Origin of the sequence: Pseudomonas sp. 34 E 7, from assembly GCF_900005715.1 — a bacterium.
Classification (GTDB): Bacteria; Pseudomonadota; Gammaproteobacteria; order Pseudomonadales; family Pseudomonadaceae; genus Aquipseudomonas; species Aquipseudomonas orientalis_A.
Genome location: NZ_CVTX01000082.1, coordinates 15,590 through 31,538 on the forward strand (window position 1 = coordinate 15,590; position 15,949 = coordinate 31,538).

Below are 15,949 nucleotides of genomic sequence, written 5' to 3' on the forward strand. Positions count from 1 at the left end.
ACCTGACGAGGCCTTTATGAGCAGCCGCCTGAAACCCGATGACCAACAGCATGTCGAAGAGTACCTGCAACTCTCCCAGCACCGAGTCGAGCGCAAGCCTTTCAAGCCGTGGCTGCTCCTTGGTGTGGTGCTGGTGGTGGTGATCGGGCTCGGTTTGCTGAGCCGCCTTTTGAGTTACCTGACGCTATGAGCTGCCTGGCGCTCGCGGGGGTAACTGCTCCGATTTCTTTTAGCCTTGCGAGATATCCCCATGACCCATCGTATTATTGTCGTCGGCGGCGGAGCCGGCGGCCTGGAGCTGGCGACCCGCCTGGGTAAGACCCTGGGCAAACGCGGCAAAGCCAGCATCACGCTGGTGGACGCCAACCTGACGCATATCTGGAAGCCGTTGCTGCACGAAGTAGCCGCCGGCTCGCTGAACTCTTCGGAAGACGAACTCAATTACGTCGCCCAGGCGAAATGGAACCACTTCGAGTTCCAGCTGGGTCGTATGAGCGGGCTTGACCGCGAACAGAAGAAAATCCAACTGGCCGCCACCCTCGACGAAGAAGGCCGGGAACTGGTGCCTGCACGCGTCCTGGGCTACGACAGCCTGGTCATTGCAGTGGGCAGCACCACGAACGATTTCGGCACCGAGGGCGCCGCGCAACATTGCCTGTTCCTCGACACCCGTAAACAGGCCGAGCGCTTTCATCAGCAGTTGCTCAACCATTACCTGCGCGCCCACGCCGGGCAGACCGACACGGTCGAACAAATCAGCGTCGCCATCGTCGGCGCCGGCGCCACCGGCGTTGAGCTGGCGGCGGAACTGCATAACGCCGCCCATGAGCTGGCGGCGTACGGCCTGGACCGCATCAAGCCGGAAAACATGCACATCACCCTGATCGAAGCCGGCCCACGGGTATTGCCCGCGCTGCCGGAGCGGATTGGCGGGCCGGTGCATAAAACCCTGGAAAAACTCGGGGTGACCGTGCTGACCAACTCGGCCGTCAGCGAAGTGACCGCCGACGCGCTGATCACCAGCAGCGGCCAGGTGATCCCGGCCAGCCTCAAAGTCTGGGCTGCCGGGATCCGCGCACCGGGTTTTCTCAAGGACATCGATGGCCTGGAGACCAACCGCATCAACCAGCTGCAGGTGTTGCCGACGCTGCAGACCACCCGCGACGAAAACATCTTTGCCTTTGGCGATTGCGCCGCCTGCCCGCAACCAGGCACCGACCGCAATGTGCCGCCACGCGCGCAAGCCGCTCACCAACAGGCTTCATTGCTCGCCAAGTCGCTGAAGCTGCGGATTGAAGGCAAGGAACTGCCAACCTACACATACACCGACTACGGCTCGCTGATCTCGCTGTCGCGCTTTTCCGCCGTGGGTAACTTGATGGGTAACCTGACCGGCAGTGTGATGCTGGAGGGCTGGCTGGCGCGGATGTTCTACGTGTCGCTGTACCGTATGCACCAGATGGCGCTGTATGGCTTTTTCCGCACGGCGATGCTGATGCTGGGCAGCAAGATCGGACGCGGGACTGAGCCGCGCCTGAAACTGCACTGACAAGATAAAACAATGGGGTAGGAGCGAGCTTGCTCGCGAAAAACGTCAACGATAACGCGTGTTTCCTGAATGAACGCGGTGCCTGTGAGTTTTTCGCGAGCAAGCTCGCTCCTACAGACGGCGGTGAAGCCCCCACCTACCTCGCGCAAAATCGCCATCCGGACCAGCCTCTGGCAAGACGCGCCTGGTTATGTAAGGCTTTTTTCGAAGTAAACGCGATCGAAACCATACTCCATGCGCTCAGCTACTTTTACATAACCAAGCTTGGGATATATCGAGAGGTTGTCTGCCATCTTCGCATTGGTATAGAGATGAACGGCGTTCACACCGCGCGCGCTGGCGGCTTTTTCACAAAAGCTGATCAGCGCCCTTCCAACCCCCCGCCCGGCTGCGCTCGGGAGGACTGCCACGTTCTCCAATAGGCAATACCCGTCCTTGAAATAGAAGACAATAAAGCCCTGAAACCTGGCTTGATCGTCAAGCGCAACATAGACCACTCCGGCCGCTATCTGCGTGATGAAATCGGCGATCATCGGGGCTGGCTTGCGCCCGATCACGGGCACATAACGCGCGTAGGCTTGTTCAGCGCAATGTCTGATCTCGAACTCATCACTTGCTTCGGCTAACCGGATCATATCGCTGTCCTTAAGGCGCTCTATACCGCCAAGCTGTTATCTGCAACTTCCCATCCTGAATGCTTCCCTTCAAAACACTGGACGCTTTGAAAAAGAATTACGCAGCCCATCACTCCATTGGCGGGCACGTTATGGCTCGCCTAGCTGAACAATCGTTTTACCAAAATTACGTCCCTTGAGTTGGTCAATCAAGGCTTGCGGCGCTGTATGCAACCCATGGGTAATCTGCTCGCGATAAGTCAACTTGCCGTCGGCGATCCACTGGACCGCCTCCTCGAGAAAATCTGCCATTTGCTCTTCAGCGTATTCCGTCTGGATGAAACCGCGCAGGGTAAGGCTCTTGCTCATTATCTGCGCCATCGTATTGGATAGACGATCAATGCTTTCCTGAGCGCCGGACGGTTTCTCGTATTGAGAAATAATCCCGCAGACAGGAACGCGAGCGTAAGTATTCAAGAGCGGCAGTACAGCATCCCAGATTTTTCCGCCGACGCTTTCAAAGTACACATCAATGCCGTCCGGGCAGGCGTTGGCCAGTTGTTCTGCAAAGTCCGGCGCGTTGTAATCGGCGACTGCATCGAAATGCAGCTCGTCCTTCAGGTAGGCGAGCTTTTTCGCACCGGTAGTAATGCCTACCGCTCGAGCGCCACGCAGGCGGGCGATTTGTCCGACCATAGAGCCGACCGCGCCACTCGCAGCAGCAACCACTACGGTTTCACCGGGATTGGGCTTGCCAATGTTGCGCAAACCCGCATAGGCCGTGAAACCTGTCATTCCCAGTACGCCCAATGCGGTGGAAGGCGGTGCCAGGTCTGGATCAAGTTGACGCAGGTCGCTGCCATCTGAAATGGCAAAGCGTTTCCACCCGGAAAAAGCCAATACCCACGCACCGACTGGCCAATCGGGATGATGGGACTCCCTCACCCGGGACACCGTGGCGCCGACGATGACCTGGTCGATCTCGATAGGCTCGTTATAGGATTTTTCCGCCCTCATCCACCAGCGCATATAGGGGTCAATGGAGAGGTAAATGGTCTCCAGCAGAACTTCGCGCTCGCCTGGTATGGGTACTGCGACATCTTCAAGGCGAAGATCGGATGGCTTCAGGTCCCCATCCGGGCGCGCCGCCAGCACGACCTGCTGATTCGATAGCGTTGTCATTACATTTCTCCCGCTCAGGTTGACCAAATGATCCGGTGGGCAGCTTTCGCCGCACTCACATACAAAGTGTATGTAATTAATGTATTAACATACGCACCGCATGTCAATGCACCCGTGATTGATAAGGAGAGCCTGATGGCGCGACAAAAACGTGCGGATATGATTGCGTCAACACGCAGCAAGTTGATCGCTGCAGCCCGCAAAGCCTTTGCAGAAAAGGGCTACGCCGAGACCGCCATGGAGGATCTGACAGCGGATGCCGAACTGACACGCGGTGCGCTCTACCACCACTTCGGCGGTAAGAAAGGCCTGCTGGAAGCCGTTATTGCCCAGATAGACGAAGAGTCCTCTGCGCACCTGCGTGCAGTTGTAGAACAGGCCAGTACGCCTTGGGAGGGGTTCGTCGAGGAAAGTGTCGAATGGATCAAGCTGGCACTTAACCCGGAAATTCAACGTATCGTTCTGCTGGATGGCCCTGCGGTTCTTGGCGATCCGGCGCGGACGGCCAGCCAGAGCGCCTGCCTGGCCAGCACTATGCGTAGCATTCAAGCGTTGATCGACCAGAACGTCGTCAAACCGGTAGATGCACAGGCGACTGCCTATCTGGTCAATGGTGCAGCGTTGAACGCTTCTCTGTGGATCGCTGGCGCGGCGGATCCACACAAGGCATCGACACAGGCAATCGCCAGCTTTCGTATCTTGCTATCGGGGCTGCTGCGATAGCGTTTGGCGAGCAAGCATCACAGGTAGTTCTCCTGGCGTAATCGGGGGCGAGTCGAATCGTCGCATCGCCCCTCCCACAGTGTTTCAATCGGTCCTGAGTTTCGCGCAGGCAAAAAAAATCCCCGTATCTTTCGATACGAGGATTTTTAATATGGTCGGGGTAGGGGGATTCGAACTCCCGACATCCTGCTCCCAAAGCAGGCGCGCTACCGGACTGCGCTATACCCCGGTAATAAAAAGGCGACCTTTCAGTCGCCTTCTTCGATCAGCGCTTTTGGCCTCTGATCTTAAGATCTGATTCCAGCGTGAACTGGTCTCAAAAATGGTGGGTCGTGTGGGATTCGAACCTACGACCAATTGGTTAAAAGACAATTGGTTTAGTGCTTCAGAGCCCAGGATCGTGTTCGCTACACATAGCTGTTTCCGTGGCCTCGCAGCCTCTAATGAACCCACATTAGAGGCTCCAAACCATGAAAATCTCTGCGGTCGTTTCGACCAAAGGCGGCGTAGGCAAAACCACCATCGAGGCCAACCTCGGCGCTTTTTGTGCGGATGCAGGGCTGCGCGTGCTCCTCATCGACCTAGATCCTGCACAGCCCTCACTCTCCTCGTATTACCAATTGGTCGATGAAGCTCTGGGCGGCATCTACGACCTGCTGGCATTCAATATCACCGAATCAGTCAAGATCATATCCAGCACAGCGATTCCAAACCTGTCGCTTGTCATTTCCAACGACATCAACAACCAACTGAACAGCCTACTCCTGCAAGCACCTGACGGACGGTTGCGACTCGCCAACCTGATGCCAGCGTTCAAAGACCATTTCGACCTGGTGCTGATTGACACCCAAGGCGCCAGATCGGCCATGCTCGAAATGGTGGTCCTAGCCTCTGATTTGGTCATCTCCCCGCTTCCGCCCAATATGCTCGCTGCTCGGGAGTTCAGCCGGGGAACCATGCAGATGTTGGACGGCCTGCGCGCCTATGGGCGCCTGGGCATGAAAATCCCTCCCGTGCGGATCGTCGTCAACAATCTCGACCAAACCACTGACGCGCAAATGATCGAGCAGTCGGTACGGGAAATTTTCCAGGACAATGACGAAATCAACGTTCTGGATAGCGTCGTCCCCAGCGCAGTGGTGTTTCGTAGCGGTTCTTCACTGGGCGTCCCAGTACATCGCCTGGAATACCGACAGCCTTCAAACCGAATATCTCCGGCAGCCCTAGTCGTCATCCGCCGTTTGGCCATCGAGCTTTTCCCAGAATGGCGTGACCGCTTCGAGGCCATGACCGAGGAAAAGGTAGCCAACTTGGTGAGGGAGGGTCGTTGAAATGGCGAAGCCCTCCATTACCGACGCCCGCAGTATTACTGCAGATCTCATCCTAGAGGTTGGCAAGTACTACAGCGCTCAGCAATTGCGCAGCTTGCAAGCCAAGCTCAGTGGAACCGCACGAGAAATCAGAGCCCTGACAAGCGGTTGCCATCTGCCCGGTCGGATTGGCGCCCAGTTGAGCGTTGAACAGATTCAGCTTTTGCAAGACGCAGCGAAGCTAATCGAGTCAGTGAACTCGAACATAAAGCACGCGAAGGAAAAGCGCGGCCGCGACGAAAGCCAAGCCAAACACCGTCAGCAAAGTCGATATGCCGAAGCCAAACGCCTGGTAGCTGAAACATATCTAGAACCTTTTGTTCCTGAGTCAACGGCTTTGGACCCTCTCCTAGATATTCTTAAAGCAGCGCTGACGCTCAATCGCGCAGACGTTTTCAGGAATGGTTATTCACCTAGGGAGTTCAATCTCAGGCTCCGTGATTACCTGTCGCCTGCCAGAACTCGAAAGCTTATTGGCTGGACCAGTCCAAGTGCTTTCTGGATAAGCAGGGTTCTCTCTCTGCGTAATGACGTTGTGCAATCTGTTGAGCAAGAGATTGCTTACGACGATGGCTCAAGTGTTCAAGACCGTCTTGATGCCTTGAAACAGAAGGTTGCGGACTGTCTTGCCCGGACTCACCTATCTGCTGATGAGGAAGAAACACTTCGCCTGTGGTCTGAGGCGCTCTCCCCCCGCATTCAACAGGAAGGGGGTGAATGATGGACAAGCAAAAAGTCCTCAGCAAGGTCGCCAAACTCATGGCGCTGGCCAAGTCACAAGGCGCTGCCCCAAACGAAGTGGAAATTGCACTTCGCCAAGCGCGCCATTTGATGAAGCAGTACAACCTGGAACACACCGAAGTCGCTGCCCATACAATCGAAGAAGCCATTGTCGGTACCAAAACCCGTCGGGCACCGCAGGATTGGCTGCACCACCTGGCTTCAATCTGCTCTCAAGCCTTCGATTGCAGCCACTTGGCGTATTTCAATCCGTTACTTGGCTGGTCCTTCAAGTTCTTGGGGAAAGGTATTTCACCCGAGCTGGCAGCTCACACCTATTCATCGCTGCATCACCAGCTTGTCGCAGCCCGACGAGCTCATGTTGCCCAGCAGAAGCGCTGCCAACTGAAAACCAAACGCCACCGCGGCCAACTGTTTGCCGAGGGCTGGCTCAATGCCGTCGCCTCCAAGGTGAACCAGTTTGCAGGCGGGATAGACGAAAACACTGCGCTAGAGATCCAAGCCTACCTGGAATGGCACCATCCAAAACTAACACTAGCCATTATCAAGCCCATCGAAGCCAAAGGTCATGACACCCGCTCTTTGCAAGCGGGATGGGACCAGGGCAAGCATGCCAGGCTGCATCGTGGTGTTGGACAGCAGTCGCAAGGAGCCCTTGGGCATGGGGGGAGCCAATGAGAACTCATTCGCTTTCACCTTTGGCCATGGCTGCGCTGGAACAAGCCAGATCCCAGCTTGGGCTTACCCCGGTTCACAAACACCATGTTTGGAGTGAGGCAGAAGAGCGCACGCTCATTGCCCGTTATCCCGATGAACCGACTCATGTCCTAGCCGCCGAATTGGGGTTCAGCGTCTATCAGGTCTACGCCAAAGCCAAACGGCTGGGTTTGAGCAAAAGCACCGAGTTTCTTCGCAGTAGTCTCTGTGGCCGGCTTGACGGCAAGTTGGGCGCTGAATTCCGCTTTCCCAAGGGTTTTGTCCCGTGGAATAAGGGCCTCAAGGGGCTCCCCTCCTCTGGCCGCATGACTCAAACGCAGTTTAAGGCGGGGAATAAACCAGGGAACTGGCTCCCTGTTGGCAGCCTGCGCACGACTCCTGACGGCTATCAGCAGAAGAAAATCACCGATACAGGTTATCCGCCCGTTGACTGGAAAGCGGTGCACGTACTGCTCTGGGAGGAGCATCACGGACCAGTCCCTTTAAACATGTGCGTGTGCTTCAAGGACGGCAACAAGGCCCATATAGCCCTGAATAACCTGGAGTTGCTGACGAGGGCAGAACGCATGCGTCGTAACACCATTCATCGGTATCCGGAAGAGCTGAAATCCGCAATACGCGCTATCGGCAAACTCAAACGCACCATCCGGGAGGTTGAAAATGAAGAACAAGATTGAAGATCTACGTAATCACCTGTTCGTCGCGATCGAGAGCCTCCTGGACCCGGAAAAACCAATGGAAATTGAACGGGCTAAAGCGGTAGCGGAGGTTGCTCAGGTCATGATCAATTCAGCGAAGGTTGAAGTCGACATGGTCAAAGCCCTGGGGGCACGCAACGGGAGTGGTTTTCTTCAGATAGGTCAGGAGTCAGGGAAATGAATCACCTTGACCTATCACCGCCCTACTCCGTAGAGGCTGAACAAGGTGTGTTAGGTGGGCTACTGCTCGACAACAACACCTGGGATCTCGTCGCGGACAAACTGGATGCCTCTGATTTTTTTCGACACGACCATCGGTTGTTGTTCCGGACAATGGCAAGCCTTGCTGACAAGTCGATTCCGTTCGACATCGTCACCGTCCACAACGCGTTGGAGGAGCCAGACGAAGCCGGAGGGCTGAGCTATCTGGGCGAGCTGGCCAAAAATACGCCGTCTGTAGCCAACATCGAGCATTACGCATCCATCGTGCGTAATCGCTCTCGGCTCAGACAGCTCATGTCCCTTGGATACCAATGCTCTCGCGAGGCGACAGACCCGTTGGCAAGTGCGGAAAATGTTCAAGAATCAATTGAACAGCAACTGTTCGCTCTGGGTGAGGGCAAGAGCGCAACGGAATTCGTCAATATCAACCAGTGCCTGACGAACGTCGTCGAACAAATAGACGAGCATTTCAACGGCAATATCACCGTGACCGGCCTGCCTTCAGGCCTGGAGGACCTGGACGAGCTGACGTCGGGTTTTCAAGAAGCCGACCTGATCATCCTCGGCGCGCGCCCGTCTATGGGGAAGACCTCTCTGGCCTTGAACTTCATAGATACGGCTCTGCAGGCAAAGCTTGATCGTACAGTTCAGGTTTTCAGCATGGAAATGCCGGCCAAAGCATTGATGTATCGATTGATGGGCATCCTAGGCCATATCGATCTGGGCAGGCTATTGAAGGGCAAGCTCGATGATGATGATTGGCCGAAGCTGACTGCAGCTGTTTCACGTATCAATGGCTATGGCGAGCGCCTGGTCATCGACGACTCATCAGCGCTCACGCCTGCAGTAATCAGAGCCAAATCTCGTCGAGCAGCTCGTCGCTTCGGGCACCCGAGCTTGATCCTGATCGATTACCTGCAGCTCATGCGCTGCCCAGGTCAGGAAAACAGAGCCAACGAGATCAGCGCTATATCCCAGTCCCTCAAGGCCCTGGCGAAAGAGATGAATTGCCCGGTGGTTGCGCTTTCCCAGCTCAACCGGGAATTGGAGCGACGGCCAAATAAGCGTCCGATCAACGCAGACCTGCGTGATAGCGGTGCAATTGAACAGGACGCTGACCTGATTATGTTCGTCTACCGGGACGAGGTGTACCACCCTCAGAGCGAACACAAAGGCATTGCAGAAATCATTCTCGGCAAGGCGCGTAACGGCCCAACTGGAACCGTCCGAACAGCTTTCATCGCCAACCAGACCCGATTTGCCAACCTCAGTCCCAGCGCCGGCTGGCAAGGGGCTCAACTATGAAAAAGCATTCCTCAGCGATGAATACTCTCGTCCGCATCACTCACCGGTGCCTTCAATGCGATAGCCACCACCCGAAACATCAAGTGAATGGGGCTCCAGCCTTACCCGACGGTGAAGTGGACGAGCTTATTTGCCCTACTTGCAATAGCTATGACATCGAGGAGCTTCAGGAGGTGTCGGATGCACAGTAGCGTCGAGCTATTTCCTAGTATCCATGCCGGTGCGGTGTTCGAAGCCTCTGCCGTGGCTCACGCCCATAAATCTGGGATCAACCCAGTGGAGCTCGACGCATTAGCTCAAGCGATCGGCCGCCTTGCTCGTGACCACACCACCGTGGTCCCAATGAGCATGCGTGAGGATCTGTTGGAGTTTGAGAAGCTCTGCTACGTCGAGCTCACCAACACGCCCAGCGCAACAATTACCGTTGAACTGCTCTGCGCGGGCGCCTTGCTATCCAGCTACTTCTGGTCGGTTTGGGTGCCCCGCTACCTCCAGTGCTGCTCGCTGAAAGTGGGCGTCATGTCTCACCTACAACACCCCGCGGAAGTTCAGCACTGCAGCGTGGTGTTCCGCGTGCCTGGAGCACGTGAGGCTACGCGTCACTTTTTGCATGAGCTCGGCACCAAGTTTCCTGGCGACCAGGCTGAAATCATCGCGATCCAGGCCGGTAACGTTCTGGCAGACAGGGATGCAGAGCTATGACCACCAATCTCCTACGCGGAAAAAGCGAGAGCCTTCGTGTACTCGTGAAGTTTGCTGAAGCGAATGGCTGGACGGTGTCTCGCACTCAAGGTGGCCACATCAAGTTCACGAAGTCTGGCCTTGGATCGATTTACACCTCATCAACCGCAAGCGATTACCGCTCAGGCCTCAATGCCAAAGCCCGTATTCGTCGTGCTGATCGAGCTCAAACCATACATTCGCAGGAGGCAATCTAATGCCTATCCGTCATTGCATCGTCCACCTGATCGACAAAAAACCCGATGGCACACCAGCTGTTCTCCAGGCACGCGATTCGGAGCTATCCGAATCGGTCGCCATTGAGGACATGCTTGCCAACCTCAACGAGAGCTATAACGCCAAACAAGGCAAGGCCTGGGGTTTTTTCCATGCCGAGTCCGGCGCGCACCCGTTTAGCGGCTGGTTAAAGCAGTACTTTGAAGGTGGCCAGGACTTCACCGCCTTCAGCCACACGGCGGTCGAGCATCTGCAAAAGCTGATGGAAGAATCCAACCTCTCCACCGGTGGCCACGTACTGTTTGCCCATTACCAGCAAGGCATGACCGACTACCTAACTGTCGCCCTGCTCCATCACAGTGAAGGCGTGGTGGTTACTGACGACCTGGACGTCACTCCTTCACGCCACCTGAACGTTGGACAGTTGCACCTTGCGGCGCGTATCAACTTGTCCGAGTGGCAGAACAACAAGCAGTCCAAGCAGTACATCTCGTACATCAAAGGCAAGAACGGTAAGAAGATCTCGGGGTATTTCAGCGACTTCATTGGCTGCATGGAAGGCGTCGACGGCCCGGGCGAAACCCGCACCCTCCTCAAGGCGTTCAGCGACTTCGTTGAAAAAGAAGACCTGCCAGACGAATCGGCCCGCGAGAAAACCAAGGCCCTGGTGGACTACGCCACCAGCCAGGCCAAGCTCGGTGAACCCATGGGCCTGGAGGAACTGTCGGGCTTGATCGATGAAGATCGTCCCAAGGCGTTCTACGACCATATCCGCAATAAGGACTACGGCCTGTCGCCGGAAATCCCCCTGGATAAACGCACTCTCAACCAATTCCGTCGGTTCACCGGCCGTGCCGAAGGCTTGTCCATCAGTTTTGAAGCGCATCTGCTAGGGGACAAGATCGAGTACGACGAGGCGTCCAATTCATTAGTCATCAAGGGGTTACCTACCCAACTCTCTGATCAGTTGAAACGTCGCTGAACACACTTTCTACCCTATGCATCGGAGCCCACCATGAGTAACAAACCAAAGCGTCTGCATGAAGAAAAATTCGTTATTCGCCTTCCCGACGGGATGCGCGAACGCATCGCGTTGGAAGCACGTGACAACGCCAGGTCGATGAACTCAGAAATTGTTTATCGGCTGGAGACAACTGCCGAACTTGAAGCCGCTCTGGATCGCGCTTTGAAAATCATTGACCAGCTCTTGGCGGCAAGCCCGGTTTACGAGCAGCCAGGAGCCAGAGTATGAAAGCGTCTTTGGCCCAGACCATGAAAGATAAGCTGTTGCTGCCGGCGTTTGAATCGAAGTCGCCGGTGGCAGAGCGAATGAGTGACCCCATCGTCGATACCCCCATGCTGTTGACCCTCGACGAAACGCTGCCGTATGACGAAAACCCAAGGACGACGCGTAACCCCAAGTACGATGAAATTAAAGAGTCGATACGGAATCGGGGTCTCGATACGCCACCTCCCGTAACCCGTAAACCTGGGGAAAATAAGTACCGGATCCGCAACGGCGGCAACACGCGTCTGGCAATTTTAAACGAGTTGTATCGTGAGACCGGCGACGAGAAATATTTCAAGTTCCACTGCCTATTTCGCCCCTGGGACGCCGTTCGGGGCGAAATCATTTCGCTCACCGGCCACTTGGCTGAAAACGACCTGCAAGGCCAGCTCCTGTTCATTGAGCGAGCTATTGGTGTCGATAAAGCAAAAGTGTTGTATGAGGCTGAAGCTGGAGAATCGATCTCTCAACGTGAACTTGCAAGACGACTGGCCGCTGATGGATATCCAGTTTCACAATCACACATCAGCAAAATGCTGGAAACAATCCGACACTTACTGCCTGCTGCTCCAAACCTGCTTTATTCAGGGCTTGGAGTAGACCGTATTACGAGACTTCTAGCATTACGCAAAACAGCCCTTCAGTGCTGGGATCGTAATTATCAAGAGCAGGAGCAGCACCTTGATTTCGATACGCTTTTCCAAGATGTACTGTCCCAGTTTGAGGGCGACGCTGAAGAATTTCTATTTCAGCGATTTCAGGACGAATTGATAGATCAGCTTAAAAAGCCGCTGAACCTCGGTTACGAGCAGATACTGTTGGAAATCACTCAGAACCAGGACCAATTGCGTCGGTCTACGCCGGTTCTTGAGCTGCCACAGTACCCTGCATCGCAATTTGAGGGGGGGACTCAACTTAACGTTTCAAACAATGGCATTGAGTCTAATCAGAACACTCTACAACTACCCCCTACTACTTCGGGGGGCAGCACACATAAGACGACGCCCTCCAAAGAGAGTCCTTCACCTCAAAGGGTGCAACAGCAACTGGCACCTGCTCCGCAGGAGCAAATGAGCCCACAAGAGCGCCAAGCACGTATCGATGGGCACGTTGCGAGCCCTGTGAAGACTTCTCCCAGAGTCGACAAGATGAAACGGGAGCTCGCTGCGCTTGACGGTGAGGTCTTGCCCGACTTCGCCTCCAATGCCTTGGTGGCCATCCCTGTTCAAGCTGGCGGGCTCAATCCCATTTCTGACCTTTGGTACATCGAACGCGAAATAGACAATACCGAGACCCTGCGTCAGCACATCGCTCAATTGGCTCGCGAAATAGCCAGCTCGGTCAAAGCCCCAGGTCAATTTATCGATATCGATGGTGGCGTCGGGTTCAGCTACCGACACCCCGAAGCGGAAGTCGAAATTACTGCCACAGCCCAACATACCTTGACGCTGCTCCAGTCTTTGAGCGGCTCGATGGCCATCGTACTGAAAATGATTCAGCAGCAGCCCGAGCTTCAAATCGACGCGTTGGCTGACTTTGAGTTCGCAGCCGGGCTGGGCCAGATCTTACTAGGTCAGCCTCACACAAAAGATCAGCCCCCTGAAAGTGAATGCCGTCTCAGCGACGGCGCTCTAGTGAAGCTGTTCCGCATTATTCGTCTCGCAAGACGTTTGATTGACCTGGAAATCCAGTCAGTCGCCAACAACGGTCCGAATTCAGCCAGTTAACACACGGACTCTACAAGGGGGAGTCGTCATGTCCAAGACACCAATAAATGAAGCAATCCTGTCACAGGTGCTTCATCACATGCGTAATGGTCAACTTCGGCGCTGCATCGAAATGGGCCTGGAGCCAGAGATATTGGCTCAGCTCCAACAACCTTCAGTACTGAGCTTGCTGCTTAACACTCCCGTGTCTTGGTGCAACGTCACCATTGATGGGGACATGGTAAAAAAACTACTGTCAGGCGCGCAGCGTTCTGATGAAGAAGTGCGCATGATTGAACGTGCGTTGCGACTTGGCGCGACCACTCAAATGCTGCAACAGTTCTTCGGGCTGTCTCCGCAGGATGTGGCACTTCAACGCCTCATGATCGGCGTGACGGCACGTCGTGGCCGTTGGCGCGAATTCAGTGAGGAGATGGACGCTCAGCTTTGGTACCGATGGACGCACCTAATGCAAGAGCATCAGGTAGAGCTTGGCGACAGTCTCGCGTTGCTGGACATCGCCATGTTAGTCGCCGAGGAACTCAATGCTCCACAGGATACTAGCCAAGATGAAACCCACGAAAACCTCAGCCTGGCCATCATCTGGCATCGCATTCAGTCCTGGATAAAGGAAGGGCTTTACCCTCCTGCAAACCCTGGCCTTCCGAGAAGGCTACAGCTTGTGTCTTCTCAACGACTTGCACAGCCTGCAGCGACATCGGTGGAAGGTGACTCTGTATTATGAGGTTGTCTCGGCTCCGCTTGTCGACGCTTTTAGACTCGGCCTCGGGTCACCTTGAAGCTCACTTGCTTCAGAAAAAAGAGTCGGCGCCTCCGGGGATTGAAGGGTTTCCCCCCTACTCCGGAATTATTTTCAGCGGGAACCCACACGAAACGGTACCTCGCCGATTGCTTTTGGATGATCGCTTAACCCCGCTTGAAAGAAACACCTGGCAGGTATTTCGCCTACTGATCAATGACGACGGCCTTACGGCGTTCCCTACCTACGACCAACTGCGGCCATATTTGGGTATGCAACCCGGTAGGCCTGCCTCACGTGAAACTGTATCAAAAGCATTAGTCACCTTACGTCTCACCCGTTGGCTTAGCCTTGGGCGACGGGTGCGCAATGACCTGAGTGGACAAGTGCAAGGCAACGTCTACCTGCTTCATGACGAACCGGTCACACCGGCCGAAGCTCTAGAGTTCGACAAGGACTACTTGCAGCTACTCGCGCAGTCAATGCAGCACCAGACCAAGGTGATTCGCGAAGTAGCGGAAATTGCCTGGAAGGAATTTGCAGCTGATCCTGACGTTGGCCAACGCTTACCTAGCAGGCTGGACATCATCGAATCCCGCATGAATAGCCAGGTTTGGACCAAAGCGCAGGCGCCAGTCGTACCTAAAGCGACTGAGTTCGGAATCCGAACTCAGCAAAATATAGCTCTATCTCCACTGAGTTCGGATACCGAACTCAGTGAAAAAGGCGAAGAGCGAATCGCTTTGGAGCAGAGTTCGGATGCCGAACTCAGCCGTAAATCACTGAGTTCGGGCTTAGTTCGGCATCCGAACTCATATAGTACGTATACAGATACACACAAAGATGTTTGTAAAAGCTCTGTACATGTACCGCCCGCACCAAACGACATCGCTGCCGATTTGCTCGGTGCACTGCATCGACTACCGGTCGAGCAAAAACAGAACGCGGTCCTGGCGCTCCAAAAGGTTCCAGCAGAATTGAAAACGGCGCTCATCAAACAATGGGTCCATCGCTGTGACTCGGGAGGGGTCCGAAACCCGCTTGGATACTTGATGACGCTAGTCGGCATGGCCGTTCGCGGCGATTTCAACAGCCAATGGAACCCTGACGACAAGGCAAAAGCGAGCCCCGGGCCTCAAGACGCTTCAGCCCCGCCAGAGGGCGCAGAGCAGCCGACGAAGACGGTAACTCAGCCGCGTAGCCCTGAGTCGATACAAACCGCGAAACACACACTCAGCGGAATGTTGCATTTGCTGAAACCGAGTCGGGGGACAAACCCATGAAGCCGGGAGGAAAACTAGCTTATCGAAAAGTTGCGACCCGCAACGCCCAGTTAAAATCTGGCATCCGTACCGCAAACACATCAAGTGATGTGGCCAGCATCACCCAGTCGGTATCCGGCATCGATGACGGCGCTCTTGCGAGTGATTCGGCCCGAATCACTCTGGCAAGATCCCACATTGGTGGTGAACTTCCTGCAAGTGATGTCGCCTACTTCACCCAGCCAACATCCGACAGCGTTGCTGGCAGTCACGCGTGCGATTCGGCCCGAATCACCTCGGCAGACTCCCGGATCGTTGCTGACAGTCACGCAAGTGATTCGGCCCGAATCACTCTGGCAAGATCCCACACTGGTGGTGAACTTCCTGCAAGTGATGTCGCCTACTTCACCCAGCCAACATCCGACATCGTTGCTGACAGTCATGCGAGCGATTCGGCCCGCATCACTTTGGCAAGATCCCACACTGGTGGTGAACTTTCTGCAAGTGATGTCGCCTACATCACCCAGCCAACATCCGACATCGTTGCTGGCAGTCACGCGAGCGATTCGGCCCGAATCACTCTGGCAAGATCCCACACTGGTGGTGAACTTCCTGCAAGTGATGTCGCCTACTTCACCCAGCCAACATCCGACATCGTTGCTGGCAGTCACGCGAGCGATTCGGCCCGAATCACCTCGGCAGACTCACGGATCGTTGCTAACAGTCACGCAAGTGATTCGGCCCGCATCGCCCTCGACAGGCTCCGATATCGGTGCCGGGGACACAGCAAGTGTTGTGGCCCACAACACCCTGACAAGATCCGGCACCGGAGGTGGTAGCCATATAAGTGTTGCG

19 protein-coding genes and 1 tRNA gene are annotated in these 15,949 nt (G+C 55.2%); 17 read left to right on the forward strand and 3 right to left on the reverse strand.

The features are described from left to right. The first annotated feature begins 16 nt into the window (after nucleotides 1–16). On the forward strand, nucleotides 17–190 hold the full coding sequence (locus tag BFP96_RS04010; protein WP_065935633.1) for a DUF3094 family protein: 174 nt from the start codon (nucleotides 17–19) through the stop codon (nucleotides 188–190). 60 nt (nucleotides 191–250) lie between these two features. After that, complete coding sequence (locus BFP96_RS04015) at nucleotides 251–1,549, forward strand: NAD(P)/FAD-dependent oxidoreductase (RefSeq protein ID WP_065891873.1); 1,299 nt, start codon at nucleotides 251–253, stop codon at nucleotides 1,547–1,549. A 188-nt stretch (nucleotides 1,550–1,737) separates the two neighbouring features. Here the strand turns inward: BFP96_RS04015 and BFP96_RS04020 are convergent, their stop codons facing one another. Together BFP96_RS04020 and BFP96_RS04025 are read right to left on the reverse strand one after the other, a co-directional pair. Next, nucleotides 1,738–2,184 carry a GNAT family N-acetyltransferase gene (locus BFP96_RS04020; RefSeq protein WP_065935634.1) on the reverse strand — a complete coding sequence of 149 codons (447 nt, stop codon included), beginning with the start codon at nucleotides 2,182–2,184 and terminating at the stop codon, nucleotides 1,738–1,740. Nucleotides 2,185–2,313: 129 nt separating this feature from the next. Beyond that, on the reverse strand, nucleotides 2,314–3,345 hold the full coding sequence (locus BFP96_RS04025; RefSeq protein WP_065935635.1) for an NADP-dependent oxidoreductase: 1,032 nt from the start codon (nucleotides 3,343–3,345) through the stop codon (nucleotides 2,314–2,316). A 135-nt stretch (nucleotides 3,346–3,480) separates the two neighbouring features. On the opposite strand from BFP96_RS04025, the gene BFP96_RS04030 reads away from it, so the two are divergent. Further along, entirely contained in the window at nucleotides 3,481–4,068 is a 588-nt protein-coding gene (locus BFP96_RS04030) for a TetR/AcrR family transcriptional regulator (protein ID WP_065896505.1), read from the forward strand. Nucleotides 4,069–4,220: 152 nt separating this feature from the next. Here the strand turns inward: BFP96_RS04030 and BFP96_RS04035 are convergent. Next, nucleotides 4,221–4,297: transfer RNA gene (locus tag BFP96_RS04035), tRNA-Pro, on the reverse strand. 241 nt (nucleotides 4,298–4,538) lie between these two features. Here BFP96_RS04035 and BFP96_RS04040 point away from each other — a divergent pair. From BFP96_RS04040 to BFP96_RS30040, 14 genes are all read left to right on the forward strand, one after another. Beyond that, nucleotides 4,539–5,399, forward strand: a complete 861-nt coding sequence (locus BFP96_RS04040; RefSeq protein ID WP_065935636.1) for a ParA family protein — start codon at nucleotides 4,539–4,541, stop codon at nucleotides 5,397–5,399. 1 nt (nucleotide 5,400) lies between these two features. Next, complete coding sequence (locus tag BFP96_RS04045; protein ID WP_065935637.1) at nucleotides 5,401–6,159, forward strand: hypothetical protein; 759 nt, start codon at nucleotides 5,401–5,403, stop codon at nucleotides 6,157–6,159. Next, a complete protein-coding gene (locus tag BFP96_RS04050) occupies nucleotides 6,156–6,857 on the forward strand; it encodes a DUF2786 domain-containing protein (RefSeq protein WP_057726155.1) in 702 nt (233 codons plus the stop codon). The genes BFP96_RS04045 and BFP96_RS04050 overlap by 4 nt, the downstream gene beginning before the upstream one ends. Next, entirely contained in the window at nucleotides 6,854–7,573 is a 720-nt protein-coding gene (locus tag BFP96_RS04055; protein ID WP_065935638.1) for an HNH endonuclease signature motif containing protein, read from the forward strand. Before BFP96_RS04050 ends, BFP96_RS04055 begins: the two co-directional genes overlap by 4 nt. Next, nucleotides 7,557–7,775: a hypothetical protein gene (locus BFP96_RS04060; RefSeq protein WP_032877851.1), complete on the forward strand. Its 219-nt coding sequence runs from the start codon at nucleotides 7,557–7,559 to the stop codon at nucleotides 7,773–7,775. The genes BFP96_RS04055 and BFP96_RS04060 overlap by 17 nt, the downstream gene beginning before the upstream one ends. Then, nucleotides 7,772–9,121, forward strand: a complete 1,350-nt coding sequence (dnaB, locus tag BFP96_RS04065; protein ID WP_065935639.1) for a replicative DNA helicase — start codon at nucleotides 7,772–7,774, stop codon at nucleotides 9,119–9,121. The genes BFP96_RS04060 and dnaB overlap by 4 nt, the downstream gene beginning before the upstream one ends. A gap of 180 nt (nucleotides 9,122–9,301) precedes the next feature. Further along, nucleotides 9,302–9,823: a putative protein CP11 gene (locus BFP96_RS04070; protein WP_065935640.1), complete on the forward strand. Its 522-nt coding sequence runs from the start codon at nucleotides 9,302–9,304 to the stop codon at nucleotides 9,821–9,823. After that, nucleotides 9,820–10,059, forward strand: a complete 240-nt coding sequence (locus BFP96_RS28760) for a type II toxin-antitoxin system HicA family toxin (protein ID WP_083216575.1) — start codon at nucleotides 9,820–9,822, stop codon at nucleotides 10,057–10,059. The genes BFP96_RS04070 and BFP96_RS28760 overlap by 4 nt, the downstream gene beginning before the upstream one ends. Continuing rightward, nucleotides 10,059–11,060 (forward strand): nucleoid-associated protein YejK, encoded by a 1,002-nt coding sequence (gene yejK / locus BFP96_RS04075; RefSeq protein WP_065935641.1) that lies wholly within the window; start codon nucleotides 10,059–10,061, stop codon nucleotides 11,058–11,060. The genes BFP96_RS28760 and yejK overlap by 1 nt, the downstream gene beginning before the upstream one ends. Before the next feature lie 33 nt (nucleotides 11,061–11,093). Further along, on the forward strand, nucleotides 11,094–11,330 hold the full coding sequence (locus BFP96_RS31565; RefSeq protein ID WP_065935642.1) for an Arc family DNA-binding protein: 237 nt from the start codon (nucleotides 11,094–11,096) through the stop codon (nucleotides 11,328–11,330). Continuing rightward, the gene (locus tag BFP96_RS04085; RefSeq protein WP_065935643.1) at nucleotides 11,327–13,093 is read left to right on the forward strand and encodes a ParB family protein; all 1,767 of its coding nucleotides are present in this window, start codon (nucleotides 11,327–11,329) and stop codon (nucleotides 13,091–13,093) included. Before BFP96_RS31565 ends, BFP96_RS04085 begins: the two co-directional genes overlap by 4 nt. A gap of 28 nt (nucleotides 13,094–13,121) precedes the next feature. Beyond that, a complete protein-coding gene (locus tag BFP96_RS04090) occupies nucleotides 13,122–13,817 on the forward strand; it encodes a DUF2857 domain-containing protein (protein ID WP_065935644.1) in 696 nt (231 codons plus the stop codon). Continuing rightward, nucleotides 13,814–15,115, forward strand: a complete 1,302-nt coding sequence (locus tag BFP96_RS04095; protein WP_065935645.1) for an STY4528 family pathogenicity island replication protein — start codon at nucleotides 13,814–13,816, stop codon at nucleotides 15,113–15,115. The genes BFP96_RS04090 and BFP96_RS04095 overlap by 4 nt, the downstream gene beginning before the upstream one ends. Further along, a complete protein-coding gene (locus tag BFP96_RS30040; protein ID WP_139113340.1) occupies nucleotides 15,112–15,933 on the forward strand; it encodes a hypothetical protein in 822 nt (273 codons plus the stop codon). Before BFP96_RS04095 ends, BFP96_RS30040 begins: the two co-directional genes overlap by 4 nt. Nucleotides 15,934–15,949 lie beyond the last annotated feature (16 nt).

Excerpts from the sequence above, each read along its gene's own strand:
- BFP96_RS04040 (WP_065935636.1), top strand. The coding sequence starts at position 4,539 with ATGAAAATCTCTGCGGTCGTTTCGACCAAAGGCGGCGTAGGCAAAACC.
- yejK (WP_065935641.1), top strand. The coding sequence starts at position 10,059 with ATGCCTATCCGTCATTGCATCGTCCACCTGATCGACAAAAAACCCGAT.
- BFP96_RS04095 (WP_065935645.1), top strand. The coding sequence starts at position 13,814 with ATGAGGTTGTCTCGGCTCCGCTTGTCGACGCTTTTAGACTCGGCCTCG.
- BFP96_RS04010 (WP_065935633.1), top strand. The coding sequence starts at position 17 with ATGAGCAGCCGCCTGAAACCCGATGACCAACAGCATGTCGAAGAGTAC.
- BFP96_RS30040 (WP_139113340.1), top strand. The coding sequence starts at position 15,112 with ATGAAGCCGGGAGGAAAACTAGCTTATCGAAAAGTTGCGACCCGCAAC.
- BFP96_RS04085 (WP_065935643.1), top strand. The coding sequence starts at position 11,327 with ATGAAAGCGTCTTTGGCCCAGACCATGAAAGATAAGCTGTTGCTGCCG.
- BFP96_RS04030 (WP_065896505.1), top strand. The coding sequence starts at position 3,481 with ATGGCGCGACAAAAACGTGCGGATATGATTGCGTCAACACGCAGCAAG.
- BFP96_RS31565 (WP_065935642.1), top strand. The coding sequence starts at position 11,094 with ATGAGTAACAAACCAAAGCGTCTGCATGAAGAAAAATTCGTTATTCGC.
- BFP96_RS04045 (WP_065935637.1), top strand. The coding sequence starts at position 5,401 with ATGGCGAAGCCCTCCATTACCGACGCCCGCAGTATTACTGCAGATCTC.
- BFP96_RS04070 (WP_065935640.1), top strand. The coding sequence starts at position 9,302 with ATGCACAGTAGCGTCGAGCTATTTCCTAGTATCCATGCCGGTGCGGTG.
- BFP96_RS28760 (WP_083216575.1), top strand. The coding sequence starts at position 9,820 with ATGACCACCAATCTCCTACGCGGAAAAAGCGAGAGCCTTCGTGTACTC.
- BFP96_RS04015 (WP_065891873.1), top strand. The coding sequence starts at position 251 with ATGACCCATCGTATTATTGTCGTCGGCGGCGGAGCCGGCGGCCTGGAG.
- BFP96_RS04055 (WP_065935638.1), top strand. The coding sequence starts at position 6,854 with ATGAGAACTCATTCGCTTTCACCTTTGGCCATGGCTGCGCTGGAACAA.
- BFP96_RS04020 (WP_065935634.1), bottom strand. The coding sequence starts at position 2,184 with ATGATCCGGTTAGCCGAAGCAAGTGATGAGTTCGAGATCAGACATTGC.
- BFP96_RS04025 (WP_065935635.1), bottom strand. The coding sequence starts at position 3,345 with ATGACAACGCTATCGAATCAGCAGGTCGTGCTGGCGGCGCGCCCGGAT.
- BFP96_RS04050 (WP_057726155.1), top strand. The coding sequence starts at position 6,156 with ATGATGGACAAGCAAAAAGTCCTCAGCAAGGTCGCCAAACTCATGGCG.
- BFP96_RS04090 (WP_065935644.1), top strand. The coding sequence starts at position 13,122 with ATGTCCAAGACACCAATAAATGAAGCAATCCTGTCACAGGTGCTTCAT.
- BFP96_RS04060 (WP_032877851.1), top strand. The coding sequence starts at position 7,557 with ATGAAGAACAAGATTGAAGATCTACGTAATCACCTGTTCGTCGCGATC.
- dnaB (WP_065935639.1), top strand. The coding sequence starts at position 7,772 with ATGAATCACCTTGACCTATCACCGCCCTACTCCGTAGAGGCTGAACAA.